At 43.0% G+C, this 20,678-nt stretch carries 18 protein-coding genes; 5 read left to right on the forward strand and 13 right to left on the reverse strand.

Annotated elements, in window-relative coordinates; all coding sequences use genetic code 11:
- Window positions 1–35: 35 nt before the first annotated feature.
- Window positions 36–1,256 carry an aspartate kinase gene (locus tag BWP33_RS08645; RefSeq protein WP_040629128.1) on the reverse strand — a complete coding sequence of 407 codons (1,221 nt, stop codon included), beginning with the start codon at window positions 1,254–1,256 and terminating at the stop codon, window positions 36–38.
- 508 nt (window positions 1,257–1,764) lie between these two features.
- Between BWP33_RS08645 and BWP33_RS08650 the strand changes: the two genes are divergently transcribed.
- The 4 genes from BWP33_RS08650 (at window position 1,765) to BWP33_RS08665 (ending at window position 8,886) form a co-directional block, all read left to right on the forward strand.
- On the forward strand, window positions 1,765–4,950 hold the full coding sequence (locus BWP33_RS08650) for a DNA translocase FtsK (protein ID WP_002642243.1): 3,186 nt from the start codon (window positions 1,765–1,767) through the stop codon (window positions 4,948–4,950).
- A 246-nt stretch (window positions 4,951–5,196) separates the two neighbouring features.
- Window positions 5,197–6,672, forward strand: a complete 1,476-nt coding sequence (gene mqo / locus BWP33_RS08655; protein ID WP_002642244.1) for a malate dehydrogenase (quinone) — start codon at window positions 5,197–5,199, stop codon at window positions 6,670–6,672.
- A gap of 122 nt (window positions 6,673–6,794) precedes the next feature.
- On the forward strand, window positions 6,795–8,228 hold the full coding sequence (argH, locus tag BWP33_RS08660) for an argininosuccinate lyase (RefSeq protein ID WP_002642245.1): 1,434 nt from the start codon (window positions 6,795–6,797) through the stop codon (window positions 8,226–8,228).
- Between the two features lies 1 nt (window position 8,229).
- Window positions 8,230–8,886 carry an FABP family protein gene (locus BWP33_RS08665; RefSeq protein ID WP_002642246.1) on the forward strand — a complete coding sequence of 219 codons (657 nt, stop codon included), beginning with the start codon at window positions 8,230–8,232 and terminating at the stop codon, window positions 8,884–8,886.
- Between the two features lie 5 nt (window positions 8,887–8,891).
- On the opposite strand, the gene BWP33_RS08670 is transcribed toward BWP33_RS08665, so the two are convergent.
- From BWP33_RS08670 to BWP33_RS08730, 12 genes are all read right to left on the reverse strand, one after another.
- On the reverse strand, window positions 8,892–10,139 hold the full coding sequence (locus tag BWP33_RS08670) for a multifunctional CCA addition/repair protein (protein WP_040629134.1): 1,248 nt from the start codon (window positions 10,137–10,139) through the stop codon (window positions 8,892–8,894).
- Between the two features lie 50 nt (window positions 10,140–10,189).
- Window positions 10,190–10,618, reverse strand: a complete 429-nt coding sequence (locus BWP33_RS08675) for a hypothetical protein (protein ID WP_002642248.1) — start codon at window positions 10,616–10,618, stop codon at window positions 10,190–10,192.
- Between the two features lie 29 nt (window positions 10,619–10,647).
- Entirely contained in the window at window positions 10,648–11,649 is a 1,002-nt protein-coding gene (locus BWP33_RS08680) for an ADP-ribosylglycohydrolase family protein (protein ID WP_002642249.1), read from the reverse strand.
- A 197-nt stretch (window positions 11,650–11,846) separates the two neighbouring features.
- Entirely contained in the window at window positions 11,847–13,655 is a 1,809-nt protein-coding gene (gene aspS, locus BWP33_RS08685) for an aspartate--tRNA ligase (protein ID WP_002642250.1), read from the reverse strand.
- Between the two features lie 73 nt (window positions 13,656–13,728).
- A complete protein-coding gene (locus BWP33_RS08690; RefSeq protein WP_002642251.1) occupies window positions 13,729–14,193 on the reverse strand; it encodes a virulence-associated protein VapD in 465 nt (154 codons plus the stop codon).
- Window positions 14,194–14,232: 39 nt separating this feature from the next.
- A complete protein-coding gene (locus BWP33_RS08695; protein ID WP_224451263.1) occupies window positions 14,233–14,640 on the reverse strand; it encodes a DUF29 domain-containing protein in 408 nt (135 codons plus the stop codon).
- Between the two features lie 30 nt (window positions 14,641–14,670).
- Window positions 14,671–15,354 (reverse strand): DUF502 domain-containing protein, encoded by a 684-nt coding sequence (locus BWP33_RS08700; RefSeq protein ID WP_002642252.1) that lies wholly within the window; start codon window positions 15,352–15,354, stop codon window positions 14,671–14,673.
- Window positions 15,355–15,829: 475 nt separating this feature from the next.
- Window positions 15,830–17,185, reverse strand: a complete 1,356-nt coding sequence (mpl, locus tag BWP33_RS08705; protein ID WP_040629138.1) for a UDP-N-acetylmuramate:L-alanyl-gamma-D-glutamyl-meso-diaminopimelate ligase — start codon at window positions 17,183–17,185, stop codon at window positions 15,830–15,832.
- Window positions 17,186–17,535: 350 nt separating this feature from the next.
- A complete protein-coding gene (locus BWP33_RS08710) occupies window positions 17,536–18,375 on the reverse strand; it encodes a DNA adenine methylase (RefSeq protein ID WP_040629062.1) in 840 nt (279 codons plus the stop codon).
- A 131-nt stretch (window positions 18,376–18,506) separates the two neighbouring features.
- Window positions 18,507–18,860, reverse strand: a complete 354-nt coding sequence (locus tag BWP33_RS08715; protein ID WP_002642255.1) for a hypothetical protein — start codon at window positions 18,858–18,860, stop codon at window positions 18,507–18,509.
- A complete protein-coding gene (locus BWP33_RS08720) occupies window positions 18,857–19,351 on the reverse strand; it encodes a hypothetical protein (RefSeq protein WP_002642256.1) in 495 nt (164 codons plus the stop codon). Before BWP33_RS08720 ends, BWP33_RS08715 begins: the two co-directional genes overlap by 4 nt.
- A 580-nt stretch (window positions 19,352–19,931) precedes the next feature.
- Window positions 19,932–20,300, reverse strand: coding sequence for a helix-turn-helix domain-containing protein (locus tag BWP33_RS08730; protein WP_002642257.1), 369 nt, complete (start codon window positions 20,298–20,300; stop codon window positions 19,932–19,934).
- A gap of 117 nt (window positions 20,301–20,417) precedes the next feature.
- Between BWP33_RS08730 and BWP33_RS08735 the strand changes: the two genes are divergently transcribed.
- Window positions 20,418–20,594 (forward strand): DNA-binding protein, encoded by a 177-nt coding sequence (locus BWP33_RS08735; protein WP_002642258.1) that lies wholly within the window; start codon window positions 20,418–20,420, stop codon window positions 20,592–20,594.
- The last annotated feature ends 84 nt before the right edge of the window (window positions 20,595–20,678 follow it).

Below are 20,678 nucleotides of genomic sequence, written 5' to 3' on the forward strand. Positions count from 1 at the left end.
TTCTTCAGGCTGCCTTTCATTCACAAACACAAAAATTATTTATCCAAACCAAATTCTTTGTGTAATACGCGTGTTGCCAATTCCATGTATTTTTCATCAATTAAAACAGATACTTTAATTTCAGAAGTGGAAATCATCTGAATATTGATGCCCTCTGCCGCCAGTGCGCGGAACATTTGCGCCGCCACGCCAACGTGTGAACGCATACCCAAACCCACAATAGATACTTTACACACCGTATCATCGCCACTGACTTCAGTCGCACCGATGGTATTTTTCAAATTATTCAACAACTCCAAAGTAGGTTTGCAATCGCCACGCGGTACAGTGAACGAAAAATCGGTTGTGCCTTCGCAACCAACATTTTGGATAATCATGTCCACTTCCACGTTAGCATCTGCCACCGCGCCCAAAATCTGATAAGCAATTCCAGGTTTATCGGGTACACCACGCACATTGATACGCGCTTGGTTTTTATCAAATGCAACGCCTGAGACAACTACTTTTTCCATATTTTGGTCTTCCTCAAAAGTGATTAATGTACCGTTACCGCCCTCTTCTAAGCTGCTCAAGACGCGCAAACGGACTTTGTATTTACCAGCAAATTCCACCGAACGAATTTGCAAAACTTTGCTGCCCAAACTGGCTAATTCCAACATTTCTTCAAATGTGATGGTGTCCATGCGTTTGGCTTCGGGGACAACACGTGGGTCAGTTGTGTACACACCGTCTACGTCTGTGTAAATTTGGCATTCATCTGCTTTCAAAACTGCCGCCAATGCTACTGCTGAAGTATCCGACCCGCCACGTCCCAAAGTCGCAATGTCGCCCGCGCTACTGATGCCTTGGAAACCTGCCACAATAACCACGCGCCCAGCTTTCAAATCCGCTAGCATTTTGTCGCCATCAATTTCCTCAATACGCGCTTTGGTGTGTGCGGTATCGGTTTTCACAGCAACCTGCCAACCAGTGTAGCTTTTTGCGTCCACACCGATATTTTTCAACGCCATCGCCAACAAACCAATCGTAACTTGCTCGCCAGTTGCCAACACCACGTCCAATTCGCGTGGGTCAGGGAATTCCTGCATTTCATGTGCCAACGCCACCAAACGATTGGTTTCACCGCTCATGGCAGACACGACCACCACCACATCATGACCTTCATCACGCGCTTTTTTCACACGTTTGGCAACATTTTTGATGCGTTCAGCCGAACCCACAGATGTGCCACCGTATTTTTGTACAATCAATGCCATTTTAATTCTTTCAAAATAATCAATATGATTCATCAATAAGGTAGCCTGAAAAAACACAACGGCTATCTTATTGTCGTTATTTTACTATTGATTGAAATGAAACAAAATACTTCACAGATTCATGCGCATTCAATTATTTTATTCAGGAAATAATATTTTAAATAAATTAAATTTTTGAAATATTATTTCAAATAACGAATTATTTTACCCAAATTTTAAGATTTTTCATCTAAAAAGAGCAAGTGAACATATTCAGGCAGCCTGCAAATTGTTGCTTAATGACTGATGTTCTGCGGTCTGAAAAGCCACACCCATCATCGCATAAATTGTCATTTTCCCCTAAAACACGGTAAAATGGGCAGCATTTTTTCAACAATTAGTGTAGTAGCAAGTTATACACACATCACAACGATGGTTTTTCAACAAAATAATAATAAATTCAAATTATTAAATAACACTTGCTATTCATTATAATATTTTTTAGATTGCTTCGGGGGCTTGGGCTTTTATGTGGATTTTTCTGTTAATTTTGGTGTTGGTGGGTGTGCTGGCGGCAATGCTTTGGTATTACCATCAACAAGAAAGCGTTTGGCAAGACGAATTGCGCGGTATTCACACGCCACGCAACACGTCAAGTGCGCCTGTTGAAAAAACAAAATCCACTAAAATACAACCCGAATCCATTCCTGAAAAAAAATCTACCCCAAAAGACACTCCTGTAACGCCTAACACATCTACAGGCAGCCTGAACGCACCCGAAATCCACGAAAATGCCATCACATTTTCACTAGAATCCACATTGCCCGAATCCACCCCCATTACAGCTCAACCGAAAACCCAAATCATTATTGATACAACAGAATCATTACCCGAATTACGTTACGATGAATCCACGCCACCAGTTGAGTCGCAAAAAACACAACCTATTGAAAAAATAGAAAAAAATGAGAAAGAGCCAACCAATAAATCCTCTATTACACAACTGAAAAACACACCGCCCGCATTCAACAATATTGAAGAAGTGAATCCTTTTTTTGCCAAACAACCTGTTGCAAAAATTGAAGACTATCAATCTCCTGTACCAGCTGAACAACTCAATAGTTTCGCATTTGAATTGATTGATGATGAACCCCTGCCCGTCATCACATTGGAAGAGGCCACACGAAATCTACAAAAATATTACGAAGATGACGAAAAACCCAATGAAATACCCAACAATGAAATGACCGATTCTAATGATGCCCATGTTATTCCCGAAACCGAGATTCAGGCAGCCATTGAATCCAAAGAAAAGAAAGATAAAATCGCCACCATTGATGCACCTGCAGAAAATGTGCCACTTCCATTGAGTCAGCCTGATCCCGATTTGGAAGTGATTACGCTTGCCGATGCCATGCGTGCTTGGCAAGATGATGAACCCAGCATCTCCACCATGCAGCCTGAAAACGATATTTTCCCCAAAGAAGAACTTACTTACGAAGATGCCATCAACGCTATGGCTCAACGTGAACGTAATGCTCAACACGTTCCGTTCCCTAGCCCCAAACCTCTGCCCGCCGACACCGAAACCATTAGCGAAGATGAAATTCGTGAAAGTTTGTTGCGCCAGCGTTTGGCACGTCGCCAGCAATTGTTGGCAGAGGCACCTGTTCACAGCATTTTGCGAAACACCATTCCCGAAGAAGAAGCTTTGGCAAATTTAGCGCGAATAGATGCTAATGCGCCTGCTGCGCGTCGTCGCCGCCAAAAAACGTCCGTACCCACTCGCGCCGACCAACTCATTAACCCAAATGTCGCACAAGATACGCCCGTGATTTTACCACCAGCACAACCGCGCTCTGTGGTTACCACGCCTGCGTATATTCGTGCCAAAAATACAACACAACACGCTATTACCCACACACAACCACGCATTACACGTTTACCACAAACTGCACCAATAGCCCAAACCACACCCATAGCAATGATGGAACCATTGGCCGTGCCGCCGCTGCAAATCCCTGCGATTGTGGAACAAGACATCCATTTCCCACCACCTGCGATTGTGCGGCACGAACATTTTCAGGCTGCCTCGCCTGTTGCGTACCAACCTACGCCACATGATTACACGCAACCTATTCATTATGAACATCAACAAGCGTATTACCCAGCTTACAAAACTTATGATGAAACACAACCTGACAACATTGAATTACTAGATAATCCGCCAGCTTATCCTTTGCCAACAACGGATTTATTATTGCCAGCCGAACACGATATTTCTGCTGTGCCAAGTGAGCAACAATTATTGGATAACGGCATCATTATTGAAGAAAAATTAGCGGAATACCGTGTTAAAGTAAAAGTTATTGATTCGTATGCAGGTCCTGTGATTACACGTTACGAGATTGAACCCGACACGGGTGTGCGTGGTAACTCCGTCTTAAATTTGGAAAAAGATTTAGCGCGTGGTTTAGGCATGGCTTCCATTCGTGTGGTAGAGACCATTCCAGGAAAAAACTGCATGGGCATTGAATTGCCTAACCCTAAACGCCAAATCATTCGAATCAGCGAAATTTTTGCAGCACCAGAATTCACACAAAGTCGATCCAAACTCACACTGGCACTCGGTCAAGACATTACAGGCAAACCAGTCGTTACCGATTTAGCCAAAGCACCACATTTATTGGTTGCAGGAACAACGGGTTCTGGTAAATCAGTTGGCGTGAACAGCATGATTTTGTCTCTGCTGTTCAAAGCCACACCTGAAGACGTGCGCTTAATCATGATTGACCCCAAAATGTTAGAATTGTCGGTGTACGAAGGCATTCCACACTTGCTCTCCCCCGTGATTACCGACATGAAATATGCCGCTAATGCCTTAAATTGGTGTGTCAACGAAATGGAAAAACGCTATCGTTTGATGTCGCATTTGGGCGTACGTAATTTAGCTGGCTACAACGCCAAAATTGCCGAAAGTTATGCACTCAATGCACCTTTTACCAACCCATTTAGCTTAAATCCAGATGAACCCGAACCATTGGAAAAATTGCCATCTATTGTGGTGGTGGTTGATGAATTCGCCGATTTGATGATGACGGCTGGTAAGAAAATTGAAGAGTTGATTGCTCGCTTGGCACAAAAAGCACGCGCGGCGGGTATCCACTTGATTTTGGCGACACAACGCCCCAGTGTGGACGTGATTACAGGTTTAATCAAGGCCAATATCCCCACTCGCATCGCATTTCAAGTGTCCAGCAAGGTTGATAGCCGCACCATTTTAGATCAAATGGGCGCAGAAAATCTGCTCGGTCAAGGCGATATGTTGTTCTTGCCCCCAGGTACAGGCTACCCACAACGTGTACACGGCGCATTTGTTGCAGATAGTGAAGTACATGATATCGTTCAATATTTAAAACAATTTGGCGAACCACAATATGTGGAAGATATTTTGACAGGTGGACGCGAACTTTCAGGCAGCCTGAATTTCAATGGCGGAAGTGGCGAACGCGATGCCTTGTTTGATGAAGCCGTGGCAACTTTATTGCGGACGCAAAAACCGACTATTTCATCATTACAACGTTATTTGCGAATTGGCTACAACAAAGCCGCGACATTATTTGACCAAATGGAAGCTGAAGGCATTGTTTCACCAGCAGATTCTTCAGGAAAACGCACCATTTTGGTCAACCCGAATAATGTTTCCGACCAGTAATCTCACACCACAAAGGCAGCTTGAAAAAATTTTCAGGCTACCTTTTTTGTTAAAAAATCAGTTTCATGCCCAAATTGTCATGTTACCCTATTTTTTCAATAACACTTTTTTACAAACTCGGTTATAATCGTTTCAGACCAATTTAAGTGTCCGCTTGGTTGGTTGAAAATAAGTCAAAGAAACATAGCGTTGCACCATACTGATTGCCATTTATGAAGCAACGCTACATCACAAAGGGACAACTACATGAATCATCAGGGTACAAAATCCGATGTCGCGTTGATTGGCGCAGGCATCATGAGTGGGACTTTAGGCGTGTTATTGAAAGAGCTATCGCCTGAATTGAAACTGTCCATCTTTGAACAGTTAGATGCGCCTGCTCAAGAAAGTTCACATGAATGGCACAACGCAGGTACAGGACACGCCGCTTTATGTGAATTGAATTACACCACCGAACAAGCCGATGGCAGTATGGACATCAAACGTGCTATTGCCATCAATGAAAAATTCAAATTATCTTTGCAATTATGGGCTTACTTGGTAAAACAAGGGCATCTGAAACCCGAAGAATTTATCCGCCAACTTCCCCACATGAGTTTTGTGCATGGCGAAAAAGATGTGCAATTTCTCAAAAATCGCCATCGCGCCATGTCGCAACACCCATTGTTCAGCAAAATGCAATACAGCGAAGACCGTGAAGTTCTCGCCAAATGGTTTCCGTTAATGATGGAAAATCGCGACACCAATACACCCATCGCCGCCACTCGCGTGGAAGCTGGTACTGACGTGAATTTTGGTGAATTAACTCGCCAATTATTCCAATCTTTACAAAAACAAAATGTCAATATTCATTTTAATCATATTGTTAAATCGTTCCAACGTGTAGGCGATGAATGGGCAATTACCATCAACAACACCGCCACTGGCGAAACATTTGTGCATCACGCCAAAACCGTATTTATTGGTGCAGGTGGTGGCAGTTTGCAGTTATTGCAAAAAACAGGCATTCCTGAAAGCCATCATGTAGGCGGTTTCCCTGTGGGCGGTATTTTCTTGGCGTGTACCAACCCTGAAATTGCCAATCAACATTTCGCTAAAGTATATGGCAAAGCCGCATTGGGTGCGCCGCCGATGTCTGTCCCACATTTGGATACACGTTTTATTGATGGCAAACGCACATTATTATTTGGTCCATTCGCTGGTTTTTCGTTTAAATTTTTGAAAAATGGTTCACCATTGGATTTGGCGTGTTCGGTTCGTCCACACAATATGGTTACGGTGGCGGCAGCTGGTATCAAAAATTTAAGCTTAACCAAATACTTGGTTGAACAAGTCCAATTAAGCAAAGAACAACGCATGGAAGAATTGCGCCAATTCTATCCTAATGCCAAAAGCGAAGATTGGAACGTGGTGGAAGCGGGTTTGCGCGTACAAATCATCAAAGATACCGCCACGGAAAAAGGCGTGTTGCAATTTGGCACAGAAGTGATTAGTTCGGCTGATGGCTCGGTGGCTGCATTGTTGGGTGCATCGCCAGGTGCGTCCACTTCAGTACAAGTGATGTTGGAAGTTTTGAAAAAATGTTTCGCCCATCAAATGACCGCATGGCAACCCAAATTACAAGAAATGATTCCATCATTCGGAAAAAACTTATCAGAAGATCCTGAATTGATTAAATTTATTGAAACTGAAGTGCATCAAACATTGAAATTACACGATTAACCCATCAACAGGCAGCCTGAAAAAGGACACACGTCCAGCCTATTTTTTAGGCTGCTTTCTCTTTTCAGGCAGCCTGAAAACAAATTCATTCTAATATTTTGTATTTAAATAAGGAAAATACAATGAGTCATTCAGAAATATGGTCAGGACGCTTCAACGAACCCGTATCCGAACTCGTTAAACAATACACAGGCAGCATTGATTTTGACAAACGCTTGGCACATTGGGACATTCAAGGCTCGCTGGCACATGCTCAAATGTTGCACGAATCGGGCGTATTATCTGCGCAAGATTTAGCGCAAATTCAACAAGGTATGAAAGAAATCAAAGCCGACATTGATGCAGGCAACCTGAAATGGTCTTTGGATTTAGAAGACGTGCATATGAATATTGAACGCCGCCTAACCGATAAAATCGGCGATGCAGGCAAACGCTTGCACACAGGACGCAGTCGCAACGACCAAGTAGCAACCGATATTCGCTTGTGGTTGCGCGATGAAATCAGCACAATTCGCATTTTAATCAAAGAATTACAATCTGCCTTACTGAAATTGGCGGAGAAAAATGCCGATACTGTCATGCCAGGCTTCACTCATTTGCAAGTCGCTCAACCCGTGAGTTTTGGGCACCATATGCTCGCTTACGTGGAAATGCTCGGGCGCGATGACGAACGCATGGCAGATTGTCGCAAACGAGTGAACCGTATGCCATTGGGCGCGGCGGCTTTGGCTGGCACAACTTTTCCCATTCAGCGCGAATTAACCGCTCAATTATTGAATTTTGAACAAATTTGCCAAAACTCTCTAGACGCAGTTTCCGACCGCGATTTTGCAATTGAGTTTACTGCTGCCGCCAGTTTGTTGATGGTGCATTTGAGTCGTTTGAGTGAAGAATTGATTTTGTGGATGAGTCCGCGTTTTGGTTTTATTGACATTGCTGACCGCTTCTGTACGGGCTCTTCCATTATGCCGCAGAAGAAAAATCCCGATGTACCTGAACTCGTGCGTGGCAAATCGGGACGCGTTATCGGACATCTTACAGGATTGATTATGCTAATGAAATCACAACCGCTGGCGTACAACAAAGACAATCAAGAAGACAAAGAGCCACTATTTGACACGGTAGACACTGTGATTAACACGTTGCGTGTTTACGCTGACATGATGCGCGGGGTTACCGTGAAACCCGAAAATATGCGTGCCGCCGTGTTGCAGGGTTTTGCAACGGCAACCGATTTAGCGGATTATTTAGTGAAAAAAGGCTTACCATTTCGCGATTCGCATGAAGTGGTTGCGCTTGCTGTGCGCCATGCTGACACGCAAAAATGCGATTTGGCAGATTTGCCATTGGACGTGTTGCGTGGCTTTAGCAATTTGATTGAAAACGATGTTTACCAGATTCTTACCCCTGAAGGCAGCCTGAATGCGCGTAACCACTTAGGTGGCACTGCACCCGAACAAGTGCGCTATCAAGTAGCACGTTGGCAAAAATTGTTGGCTGAGTCATTTTCAGGCAGCCTGAAATCAAATAACTCATTGTTATCAGAAAGCAACTGAAATGAATATGAAACCCTACACCTATCCCGAAGACATCTACACCGAAGGCGATGCTGATTTTGACACAATCAAAAATTTGGGCCCACTCGCACCATTAGCAGGCATTTGGCAAAGCGATGCAGGCATGGACACCAGCCCCAAAGCCGATGGTGCAGAAGATTCGCCTTATATTGAACGCATTGAAATGCATCCAATTGATGCACAATCCAACGGTCCACAAATGTATTATGGCTTGCGCTACCACATTCACATCGTTGAACCCGATAGCGATGAAACTTTCCACGACCAAGTCGGCTACTGGTTATGGGAACCCATTACAGGCAACCTGATTCAAACGCTTTCCATTCCGCGTGGCTTGACTGCAATGGCGGTGGGCAATGCCGATGCCAATGCCAAAACCTTTACGGTTACCGCACGGCGCGGCTCCGACACCAACGGCATTTCGTCTAATCCATTTTTGGAAAGTAATTTTAAAACAGAAAGCTATACTATTACCATTACGATTCACGATGATGGCACTTGGTCATATCATCAAACCACCGTCATGCAGGTAACAGGTTACGACAAACCATTTGAACACACCGATTTCAACACATTACACAAAATCGGTGAACCCACACTCAATCCCACCGCCTTAGCCGCACAACGTGATGCGTGATTTTTTCAGGCTGCCTGATGTTGATTTTGCTGATAAAACGCTTGTTGAATAGGGGCAATTTGATTTTTTCTCGCCATATCAATTTGTTCAGCAATTTTTTCAGGGCAGCCTGAAAATTGTTGGGCAATCGCACGCGCATCCACATGTTGCGCCGCCGCCAATACCGCCAACCAATGCTCACGTTGTGGATAAGCTGCATTTTCACGTCCTAAACGTCCTTGAGTGTCCGCTAAACACACATTTAAGGCAGCCTGAAAACGCTCAGGGCGACGAAAAGCGTCCGTTTCTTTCAATACTTTTAACGCTGCTTCTGCCCTTTTCGCCTGTCCAATTTGATGCAAACGAATATGAAATTTGCATACCAATTCTGCCAACTCCCCGCACGCTTTTGGCACACGCCAACGCACATTTACCGCCCGAACCAACTTCACCCCACGCATATCGTGTCCAATATGCTTAGGTAAAATATCAATAGGGGTCAATGCCTTACCCAAATCATGCAGCAAAGCCGCATACCGTTCAGGCAGCCCAAAACCCAAATCCGCCGCACGCTGCAACACCAGCAAAGTATGCTCCCCCGAACAAATTTCAGGGTGAAAATCTGCTCGTTGTGGCACACCAAACAGCGCGTCTACTTCAGGCAGCAACACACGCAACGCACCACATTCTCGCAAAATTTCAATCATTTTGCGTGGATTTTTCTCCATCAAACCTTTGGCAAATTCCTGCCACACACGCTCCGCCACCAACGCATCAACTTCACCATTTGCCACCATATCGCACATCAGCTGCATGGTTTCGGGCGCAACCGTGAAACCATATCGCGCCGCAAATCGCGCAATGCGCAAAATCCGCACGGGGTCTTCCGCAAATGCTGCTGAAACATGGCGTAATATTTTGTTTTGTAAATCAGATTGTCCACCAAATGGGTCAATGATGTTGCCGTGTTCGTCTTGCGCCATTGCGTTGATGGTTAAGTCGCGGCGCAACAAATCTTGTTCCAAAGTAACGGATTTATCTGCATAAAATTGAAACCCCGTGTAACCTTTACTTATTTTGCGTTCGGTACGCGCCAGTGCGTATTCTTCGTGCGTTGTCGGGTGCAAAAATACAGGAAAATCCTGACCAACAGCCCGAAAGCCCTGCGCCAACAAATCCGCTGCTTCCGCCCCCACGACAACCCAATCACGGTCTTTCACGTCCAAACCCAGCAGCGCATCACGCACCGCACCACCCACTAAATAAACTTTCATCATATTTATTTAATTATATTTTTTGAATAAATAAGCAGCCTGAAAATATTTTAATCATCATAACCGCTCGGAATATTTTTTACATTATCCAACTGATTTACGCGAATTGCTTTGGGATGACAATTCACTTCAACCCATTGGTTACCAGGCATTTGGACCGCTACACCCGCAGCAATTTTCTGTTCAATTCTATCGTAGGCATGATGGATGTTGTACACCACATCGCCATTTGGAATGTCCACTGAATACGCAATCGACCGCCCCACTCCACGCCAATCATAATACCGCGCTTGCGAACGTGGCACACGCACCACGATTTCAGGTTTACCGACTTTACCGAAACTGTATTCCAGCGTTTTACCATTGTCTAATAATTGAATTTGTTTGCCGTTAGGCGTGGTGCATTGGAAAATAGGTTGAGCGAATGCGGCTGGCGCACACAACACCAATACAGTAGCAATTAAAACAGATATTTTCATGGTAAAAATTCTTTCAGGCAGCCTGAAAATTAATACGGTGGCAATAATCGCCGAAATCCATGTGCTAATACAATCATGGTAAAAAACACGTTCCTCAATAATATCAGAATATTCGCCCAAACCAATGGCTTTTGTGGTTGTGCTGTTTTTTGCACTTGCGAGGCTTGGGTGGCTAGTTTTTGCCAATAATCGGGGTGCAACACGGGTTCACACCACGCTCCAGCGATACCATCAAACACCGTTTGTCCATACCGAATGCCCACCACGCCCCCAAAAATCGCGCAAGTGGTATCGGTATCGCCTCCCCATTCAATCAGTTTTTGCAAACCCAAAATCGGTTCATGGCGATGCTGTTGCCAAATCTGGCAGACGGCTGGTACGGTTTCGTAAATGTAGCCCGAAACACCTTTACGTGGATTGGGTTGAAAATTTTTAATTCTTTCAATTAAATCATTATCTTGAATATGACTCAATACAAAATCCATTACTTGCATTGTCGCCCAATCTGATTGATGCGTTTCCACCCATGCCAACAACGCAATTGTTAACGCGCCTTGTTCTGCTTTTGGGTCGGTGTGGGTTACGCGTGTACTGATTTTAACCAGTTGTTTTAATTCATCAACATCACGCGCCAACACACCCAACACCGCCACACGCATCGCACCGCCATTGCCTGCAGAAAACACGCCCGTTTCAGGCAGCCTGAACCACATTTTTACAATGCTACGCAAAGTCGCCAAGCCAATTCCAGCAGGTAAACGCGCCAACCACCAGCGCAAATGCGATTGCAACGCTTGTTGAAATTTTTCAGGCTGCCCTGCGCTGCGGATATAGGCTTGTACAGCCATGGTGGCGTGTTCGGTGTCATCGGATACCATCGCACCATGCATAAATGGGATTAGGCGGTAATCTGTTTTACGCTTGAATATTTTGCGGATGCGTTGCGGTTTCATGCCTTCAAACGGTAAACCGTAGGCATCACCCACAGCCGTACCAAGCAGTGAACCATATAAGGCGGATTGTAGGTTCATGTGTATTCTCCAATCAAATACAGGCAGCCTGAAACCTTTGCAAAACCTCATTTTTTTGATGGCTATAAAAAATAAATTCTTAAAATTTCAATTAGTTATTTTTTGAAATTTGTAAATTTAGGGGTTTTGCAAAGGTCTTAGCCTGAAAACCAAAACTCGTTTTCAGGCTGCCTGTATTTTAGCTCAACATCATGATATTACGCTTCTTTATTTTCTGATTGTTTCACACGCAAACGCAAACTCAATTCACGCAATTGTTTCTCATCAACCGAATTAGGCGCGTTGGTCAATAAGCATTGAGCGCGTTGGGTTTTCGGGAATGCAATCACATCACGAATAGACTCTGCGCTCGTCATCAACGTAACCAAACGGTCCAAACCAAATGCCAAACCACCATGCGGCGGCGCACCAAATTTCAAATTATCCAACAAGAAACCGAATTTTTCTTGTTGTTCTTCGGGCGTGATTTTCAGCGCGGCAAATACTTTTTCTTGAATCTCTGCACGATGAATACGAATCGAACCGCCACCAATTTCCCAACCATTCAACACCATATCATACGCACGAGCCAAACATTTTTCAGGCGCAGAAACCATCAAATCTTCATGCCCTTCTTTCGGTGCAGTGAATGGATGATGCACGGCAACATAGCGGTCAGCATCTTCATCGTATTCAAACATTGGGAAATCCACCACCCACAACGGTTTCCATTCGTCCACAAAATAGCCGTTTTCTAAACCGTGTTCTTTACCGATTTTAATGCGTAACGCGCCGATGGCTTCGTTCACGATTTTTTCTTTGTCTGCCCCGAAGAAAATAATGTCGCCATTTTCCGCGCCAGTTCGCGCAATGATTTCTTTCAACACGTTTTCAGACAAAAATTTGACGATTGGGCTTTGTAAGCCGCTATTTTCGCCATTAGATAAGTTGGTAACATCGTTGACTTTGATGTACGCCAAACCTTTTGCGCCGTAAATACCAACAAATTGCGTGTATTCGTCAATTTCTTTGCGGCTGAATTTTGCGCCATTTGGCACACGCAACGCCACCACGCGACCATTTTTCATGTCTGCTGCGCCACGGAAGACTTTAAACTCTTCGGTTTTCATCAAATCGGTTAATTCGGTAAATTTCAACGAAATACGCATATCAGGTTTATCCGAACCATAATAGAACATCGCATCTGAATATTGCATACGAGGAAAATCACCCAAATCCACGCCTAGCGCATCTTTGAAAACTTGTTTCGCCATGCCCTCGGTAATGTCCATGATTTCGTTTTCGGTTAAAAACGAAGTTTCCAAGTCAATTTGCGTGAATTCAGGCTGCCTGTCCGCGCGCAAATCTTCATCACGGAAACACTTGGTGATTTGGTAATAACGGTCAAAACCCGCCACCATCAATAATTGTTTGAATAATTGTGGCGATTGCGGCAACGCGAAAAATTCGCCAGCATGAACACGGCTTGGCACAAGATAATCACGCGCACCTTCGGGCGTAGAGCGTGTCAACATCGGGGTTTCAATGTCAATAAAGCCTTGCACGTCCAAATAACGACGCACGCCCATCGCAACTTGATAACGCAATTTCAAATTACGCTGCATATACGGACGGCGCAAGTCAATCACGCGGTTTTGTAAACGCACGGTTTCGCTGATGTTTTCTTCGTCAATTTGGAAAGGAGGCGTAGCAGCTGTATTCAAAATTTCAATTTCTTTGGCGAGAATTTCAATTTTGCCTGAAATCATTTTGTCGTTGGTTGTGCCTTCTGGACGGTTACGCACGCGCCCTGTGATGCTCAACACAAATTCGCTGCGGGCACTGTCTGCTAATTTGAATGCTTCGGGTGTATCGGGGTCAATCACGACTTGCACAATGCCTTCGCGGTCGCGCAAATCAATAAAAATCACACCGCCATGGTCGCGGCGGCGGTGTACCCAACCTTTTACGGTTACGGTTTGGTCTAAATATTGTTCGTTAATTAGACCGCAATAGTTTGTACGCATATTGTTATTTCCTTGTTTACAATAGTGTTTCTAATTTAAAAATGAGTTTCAGGCTGCCTGAAATGACTTCAACTCATTTCAATTCAATATTTTTCATTTTATTCAACGGTAAAGTAATATTCCCAACCGCAAAATTCTGATTATTCAAAATTTCATTTAATTTGTCTTCGGGCAAACCTGCTTGCAATAAACTTTGACGCAATTGCTGCATTTGCTGGATAAACGCATTTCGTGCTTGTTCCACACCGTCCACAATAAATTGCGCGTCCAAATCCGCTTCCAATCGGTAAAATTTGACATTAGAAACGCATTTAGCAAACCAATCATAAATCGCAGCAACTTCTTGCAAGGCAAGCGTGCCATGCGCCTCACTAATGTCATCATGTGTGCTGATATAAACGCTGCCTTGAATATTGTCAAAACCGTGTTTTTTCAGAATGGTCGCGATGTTGTAATAGGCGTTTGTGGGCGAATTGGCGTGATAGTGTTGCTTCAAACATTCTTGACTTAAATCAAATGCAATCAAATACTTACTCATAGATTATTTCCTTTCAGGCTGCCTGAAAAAAATCCTTATTCAAAATTTCGTCAATCGTCCAAATGGGTTGTGGTGGCAAAGTTTTGATGCCTGTTTCATTTTGCGCTTGTTGTGTACCACGTTACCATACTTTGTTGAACCATTCAGTGTCGTCAAAATGATTGCATAGGCTGGACGAATCTTCCAATAAATCAGCGATTTCTTGGCGTTGGTCAACAATGGTTCTCGCCAACTATTGCCTTGACAAGTCGGCTGAAATGCCCATTTTAACAAGTAAGCAATCAAAATGCCCATGCGGCGGAGTAATTCGCGGTGTTCTTTTCGGCTCATGGCTTGCATTTCTTCCATCAAATTTTCAAAATCTAACTCATTGAATTTTCCAAGTTTGATTAAATTAGCTTGATGTGCTGCCCAAGCGGCTAAATCGTGATTGTAGTCAGTATTAATTTGTCAAAATCCTTTCAGGCAATCTGAAGATTACCTTTGTTCAATCAACATATTGTGTTGTTTAATTGGCAAATCATCTGGCACGACCATACCCAGCGAAATCACATATTTCAACGCCTCGTCCACCGTCATATCCAGTTCGCGAATATCAGAATGACGCACCATAATATAGTAGCCCCCCGTTGGGTTGGGCGTGGTCGGCACATAAACCGAAACATACTCCGATTTTTCAGGCAGCGCGTCCGAAATCGACTGCGGCACGCTGCCTGAAACAAACGCAATCGTCCAAATATTGGGTTGTGGAAACGGCACCAAAACAGGCGTTTTAAATGAACGCGAATTATCCGAAAGCAATGATTCAGATACTTTTTTTACGCTGGAATAAATGGATTTAACAACGGGAATTCGCCCCATCAAACTGTCCCAGCCCTCAATAAATTTACGCCCAATCACGTTCGCCGCAAAAATACCCGTACAAAACAATACCGCAATTGCCACTACCACGCCCATACCAGGGAATGTTAAACCTAAATATTTTTCAGGCTGCCATTGCTCAGGCAGCAGCTTAACCAATTTGTCTGCCGCATTAATAATATACGATAAAATCCAAATAGTTACCGTAATCGGCAACCACACAAGTATGCCTGTAATTAAATAACGTTTGATGGCTTTACTGATGCTAAATGGATTGGTTTGAGTGTTGATTTTGCTCATGTGTTTTTGGAAATGGGCGAAAATTTAAGATGCGCTATTATACGCGTTATACAATTAAAAAGTAATCAAAATTAATCAATTGATTTTAAATTAAAATAACTACTAAATTTCCCGATGCGTTCCGCAAAATGTGAGACGTTCCGCAATTATTTCTTTTTTTTTATAAGCACACCGCCTAAAATTGCAAGCAAATGCTGTTTTTTTAAAAGTTTGCGGAACGGATTTCTATACTCAAGCCCCTTAAAGCCTTTGTTTGAATCGTAATAAACATAGTCAGTTAAAATAAAAATAGGACAAAGCAACCGCTGTATGCATACCAGTACATAAGGAAGCAGACAACGCAGTAGTATTTTTAATTTTAAACAACTAACTAGTATCCATCATCAGTCGAGAAAAATTACCCCACCTACAATTTTCAGGCAGCCTGAATCCTTTCTCTGCTAAACCCTATCTTTTGGCTGCCTGAAAATAATTTTTAATTTAATTTTGCCAATAATTTTTCATGAATTCCGCCAAACCCACCATTACTCATGATTAAAATATGGTCGCCAGTTTGGGCGAATTTAGCCAATTCATTTACAAATTCATCAAACTGTTTGCCAATATGCAATTTATCACCCAATGGCTCCAATGCTGCCTGAACATCCCAATCAACACCTCCAGCGTAGCAAAATACGGCGTTTGCTTCTTTCAGGCTGCCTGAAAGTGCGGCTTTCATTGTGCCAAGTTTCATAGTGTTGGAACGCGGCTCCAATACGGCGATGATTCGTGCATTGCCGACTTTTTGACGCAGTCCTGCAATGGTGGTTTCAATGGCGGTTGGGTGGTGGGCAAAGTCATCATACACAGTAATTTGATTCACTACTCCTTTGATTTCCATGCGTCTTTTTACGTTTTTAAATTGACTCAACGCATCACAGGCAGCCTGAACGCTCACGCCAACGTGTCGCGCTGCTGCAATGACAGCGAGTGCATTTAGGCGATTGTGTTCGCCCAACAATTCCCATTGCACACGTCCGACTTTTTCGCCCTTAAAAAACACATCAAAGCTGCCTTGTTTGTCTGCTTCGCCAATTTGCCAGCCAGCTTGATTACCAAACCATTCAATCGGTGTCCAGCAACCTTTATCAATGGTTTCGTGAATGGCTTCTGCACGACCGCTGGCGATAATCAAACCTTGATTTGGCACGGTGCGAATCAAGTGATGAAATTGTGTTTGAATTGCGGCTAAATCGGGGAAAATATCCGCGTGGTCGTATTCTAAATTATTCAAAATGGTGGTGCGCGGACGGTAGTGAACGAATTTGCTGCGTTTGTCAAAAAATGCGGTGTCGTATTCATCGGCTTCAATCACGAAAAACGCGCTGTCATTTTGTGGCAAACGCGCCGACACACTGAAATTTTGTGGTACACCGCCAATCAAAAAACCTGCACCATAACCAGCATATTCTAATACCCACGCCAACATAGATGCGGTAGTGGTTTTGCCGTGCGTTCCCGCCACGCCCAGTACCCACATTTTTTGTAACACGTTTTCAGACAACCACTGTGGACCTGAAGTGTAAGGCAATCCCTTGTTTAAAATCGCTTCAATCACTTCCATGCCACGCTTGGCGACATTGCCAATAACGTACATATCTGCTTGATATTGTTTTAATTGTTCTGCATCAAAACCTTCGTGAACGTCCACGCCTAGCTCGGCTAATTGCGTACTCATTGGCGGATACATTTTGGCATCACAGCCTGTAACTTTGAACCCTGCTTCTTTGGCAATGCGCGCCAAACCGCCCATAAATGTGCCACCAATACCGATGATGTGAATGTGTTGCATCATGCTAATTTCCATAAAAGTGAAAAATAGATGAATTATAACGGATTTCAGGCTGCTTGGAAGATTGTACGGCAGTACAATAATCACGCCATTCTCAACTCTATCTAAATTAAGATATGGCAATTGAATAAAAAGGGGCATAACCCCACTCTTAAAGATACCCGTCAAGTGTAAGGACGCGCCAGCTTTTGCATTGCGAAGAAATAAAAAATGCACCTGCTTTTGCATCAACAGCATTTTAACATCTGCACCCAGCTCCAAACTGGGTGTTTATTTTTTTGATGCATAATATCTACCATCTACCAAACCGTTTCAAAGCACATAATTATGATTTTAAACGGTTTTCATTTTCAGGCAGCCTGAAATTTGTAAATCATATTATCTTCGTAATGCGCTGTTTTGTTCATTGTAATGTGAACGCTAATTTTTTGATAATCCTGTAAATTTTGCCAACCTTCTGCCTTTTCATTCACAATCAAATCCAAATAATCAAGCAGTTCACTCCGCGTTGATGAGAAGAATACAAACGGCGGTCGCACCAAACGCATCAGCCGTAAAAATTCAACCATACCAAAATAGCCAGCTTTGCGATACGCGCCTTGCGCGGTGCTAACATAGGGTGGGTCAAGCACGAGTAAAGCATTTGAATTATCTTGGAATTCAGGCAATAATTCATGATACGATTTACTTACCACTTCCACGCCGTCTAAATAGTCGTCCGCGCTGGGATAATCACTCAATCGCACATTATTAAAATAAGTATGATTGTATATTAAATCATGCAAATCAGTTGGTTGCCGACTGCTAAACAAAATCCAACTCGCCACGCAATCCAAATCAATATAGCCGCCAAATGTTTGTAAGGTAGTCTGAATGGTCTTTTTCAGCGTTTCAGGCAGCTTTTGATTGCGCGGATAATCTCTGGTTAAATCAAAAATGATTTTGCGTAATTGATTGGTATCATTGATGTTTTGCAAACGCTCGGTATAACCGTCAAAATCATTGTAAATCACACGAGCTTTGGGTAAAACCTGTTTTGCGGTGTGAGCCAACAGTCCCGAGCCACCAAAGGCATCAACAATTGTCCAGCCATCGCCATCATTCGGAATTTGCTGTTTTAATAACGTTTTAAAGTGGTTTAAAAATCGGCGTTTTTGTCCTGTAAAGGGTAAGGGGGCTTGGGTGTGGATATAAAAAAGTTTTTAGATGCGCTCAAACGCTTTAAAAAGTGCTTTAACAGCGATTTTTGAAATAAACAAACAAAATCCCACTTGAATTTCATGTTTCAAGTGGGAGTTTTGGGGTTCAGGCTGTTTGACGATTAGTAGCACACACCGACTACCTCATGTGCCGAGCCAGCCATGTGCTGGATAATTTCATCAAATTCGGGAGGTATATCAAAACCTGCATGGTCAAACACAGAAATCATTTCACTATCATGCACCAAAGGGGCTTCAATCAGACTGCCACCAGCAGGTAGAGGGGAAACATCAGCAACCTGTGCAGACAAAGCTTTGTTTATCGCGCTTTGTAAAGTGCGAACCGCCATATCATCACCACTTAATTTACCCGATACAGGCAACTCAAAACCACGTTTATTAATGGTTTCACGTTCCCAAGTGATTTGACCGATGTCTTTCCCCTGTTTACGTAACATAAATTGAATAGAAATCATGGTTGATACCTTACCAATAAAGCCAATCCAAAATACAAAAAATCAGGCTTTTTTGCCAATTCCTGATAACGCTTATCATCGCCCCCCAATAATGCCTCAAATATCATGGTCATCATTTCCAATGGCAATGGGTCGTCTTCATCGCCGTACATTTTACCATAATAGGGATTGGGAAAATCATCACGTTTACCAATTTCTTTTGCATTATATCGGCTATTCCCTGTCATTTTTTGCATGGTTTGAACTTTATCTTTTACCGTACGCTCATGCCACAAACGGACAAAATAATCGTTCAATTCAGGCAAAACATTTTGTAAACGATGGACAAACTCATGACGTTGTGTAGAAATAAAACGTACGGCATTGTGTTTCAAGTTATTTAACATCATGCTATCGCCCTGTTGAAAAGCCATCACATTACCTTTAGTTTTGAATGCCCATTGAAAGACTTCTGCACCATTGGCAAATTGATGTGGTTTATTTCGCATCATAGAAATAAAATTCTTATCTGATTGTGGGGTAGTGATAGTTTTTGCATAGGTGCAAAGCGCGATTCAATTTGTGTGAACACTTGATGAATACAAGGCTCACGCCCAATTTGTCGCGCTAAACCAGTTGCATCAGCTTTTGTCAAAAATGCGAAAAAATGAGCATATTTTGATGAAAAATTATCAGCTTTTAAAGAATTTTAAGCACATTTTAATCAGGTTTTAAACACCTTTTAAACGTGCTTTAATTTTTTAAATGCGGCGACCAAGCCACACAACCTGCCCAATAATCATAATACTTTCAGTGTTATGCTCTTCTGATAAATCAATTTCAAAGGTTCGTAACTGTCGCCTTTTACGGAAATAACAGACAGCTGCTCAAAATGGCGTGTGATAAGGATATGAATTGAAGTGCTACCAGCCAGCCACACGCGACAATATGGCATAATGCGCTCTGTGAACAGCGTGCCATGCGCCCCAAGCGAGCCAGCGCACCCCACACGCCCTGCCATTTGGTAGGGCTTTTTTATGGACGAAACTTGAAACTGAACTTGGAACTCAATTTCTTGCTTTATGTTCCAAGTTATTTACTTGAATTAGTCTGAATTTCTTTTTTCTCTGCACCGCGAGCCGCACTTAAAATTACGGCTTGCCCTAATTCGCTGGCTTGACGAAATAAAGCCAGTAGTTCTAATTCTTTGTTGCTTAATGAATTTTCAGGCTGCCTGAAAGTTTCAACATTGTTATTTTTACCTGTCATCACATAATCAATATCAATGCCAGCATTTTTAAATAGGAAGAGTTGTTCTGCTTTTGGCTGACTGATATTTCTTTCATAATCCCCCCACATTCTTGCAGAAACACCACATTTTTCAGCAGCTTGCGCTTGGGTTAAGCCTAACTTTTTTCTTTCAGTTTTCAATCTGTTGCCAAAATCGGAGGAATTATTCATGAAATCTCTCTTGCTAAAAAGGAAGAACTCTTCCTATAATTCACACATCAATACAGCACTATTCTAGTAATAGGACTGAAACAATCCTGCATTTTACCATATTTTGAAGGAGCTAACATGGCTTTAACTGCTGAAAAATTAAAGGAAAATTTTGCCAAAGAAGGCAAAACATTGGCGCAATGGGCGCGTGATAATGGCTATAAACCGCGTGATGTTTGGTTAGTAGTCGGTGGACAAAACAAAGCTCGCTATGGTCGCGGTCATGAAATTGCCGTGAAATTGGGCTTGAAATAAGCAGCTTAACTTGGACATTTTAATAAATTAACTCGGACACGTCCTAGTTATTAAAAATCAAATGGTTAGTTTATTTTTGAGAAA

Source organism: Simonsiella muelleri ATCC 29453 (assembly GCF_002951835.1).
GTDB classification, from domain to species: domain Bacteria; phylum Pseudomonadota; class Gammaproteobacteria; order Burkholderiales; family Neisseriaceae; genus Simonsiella; species Simonsiella muelleri.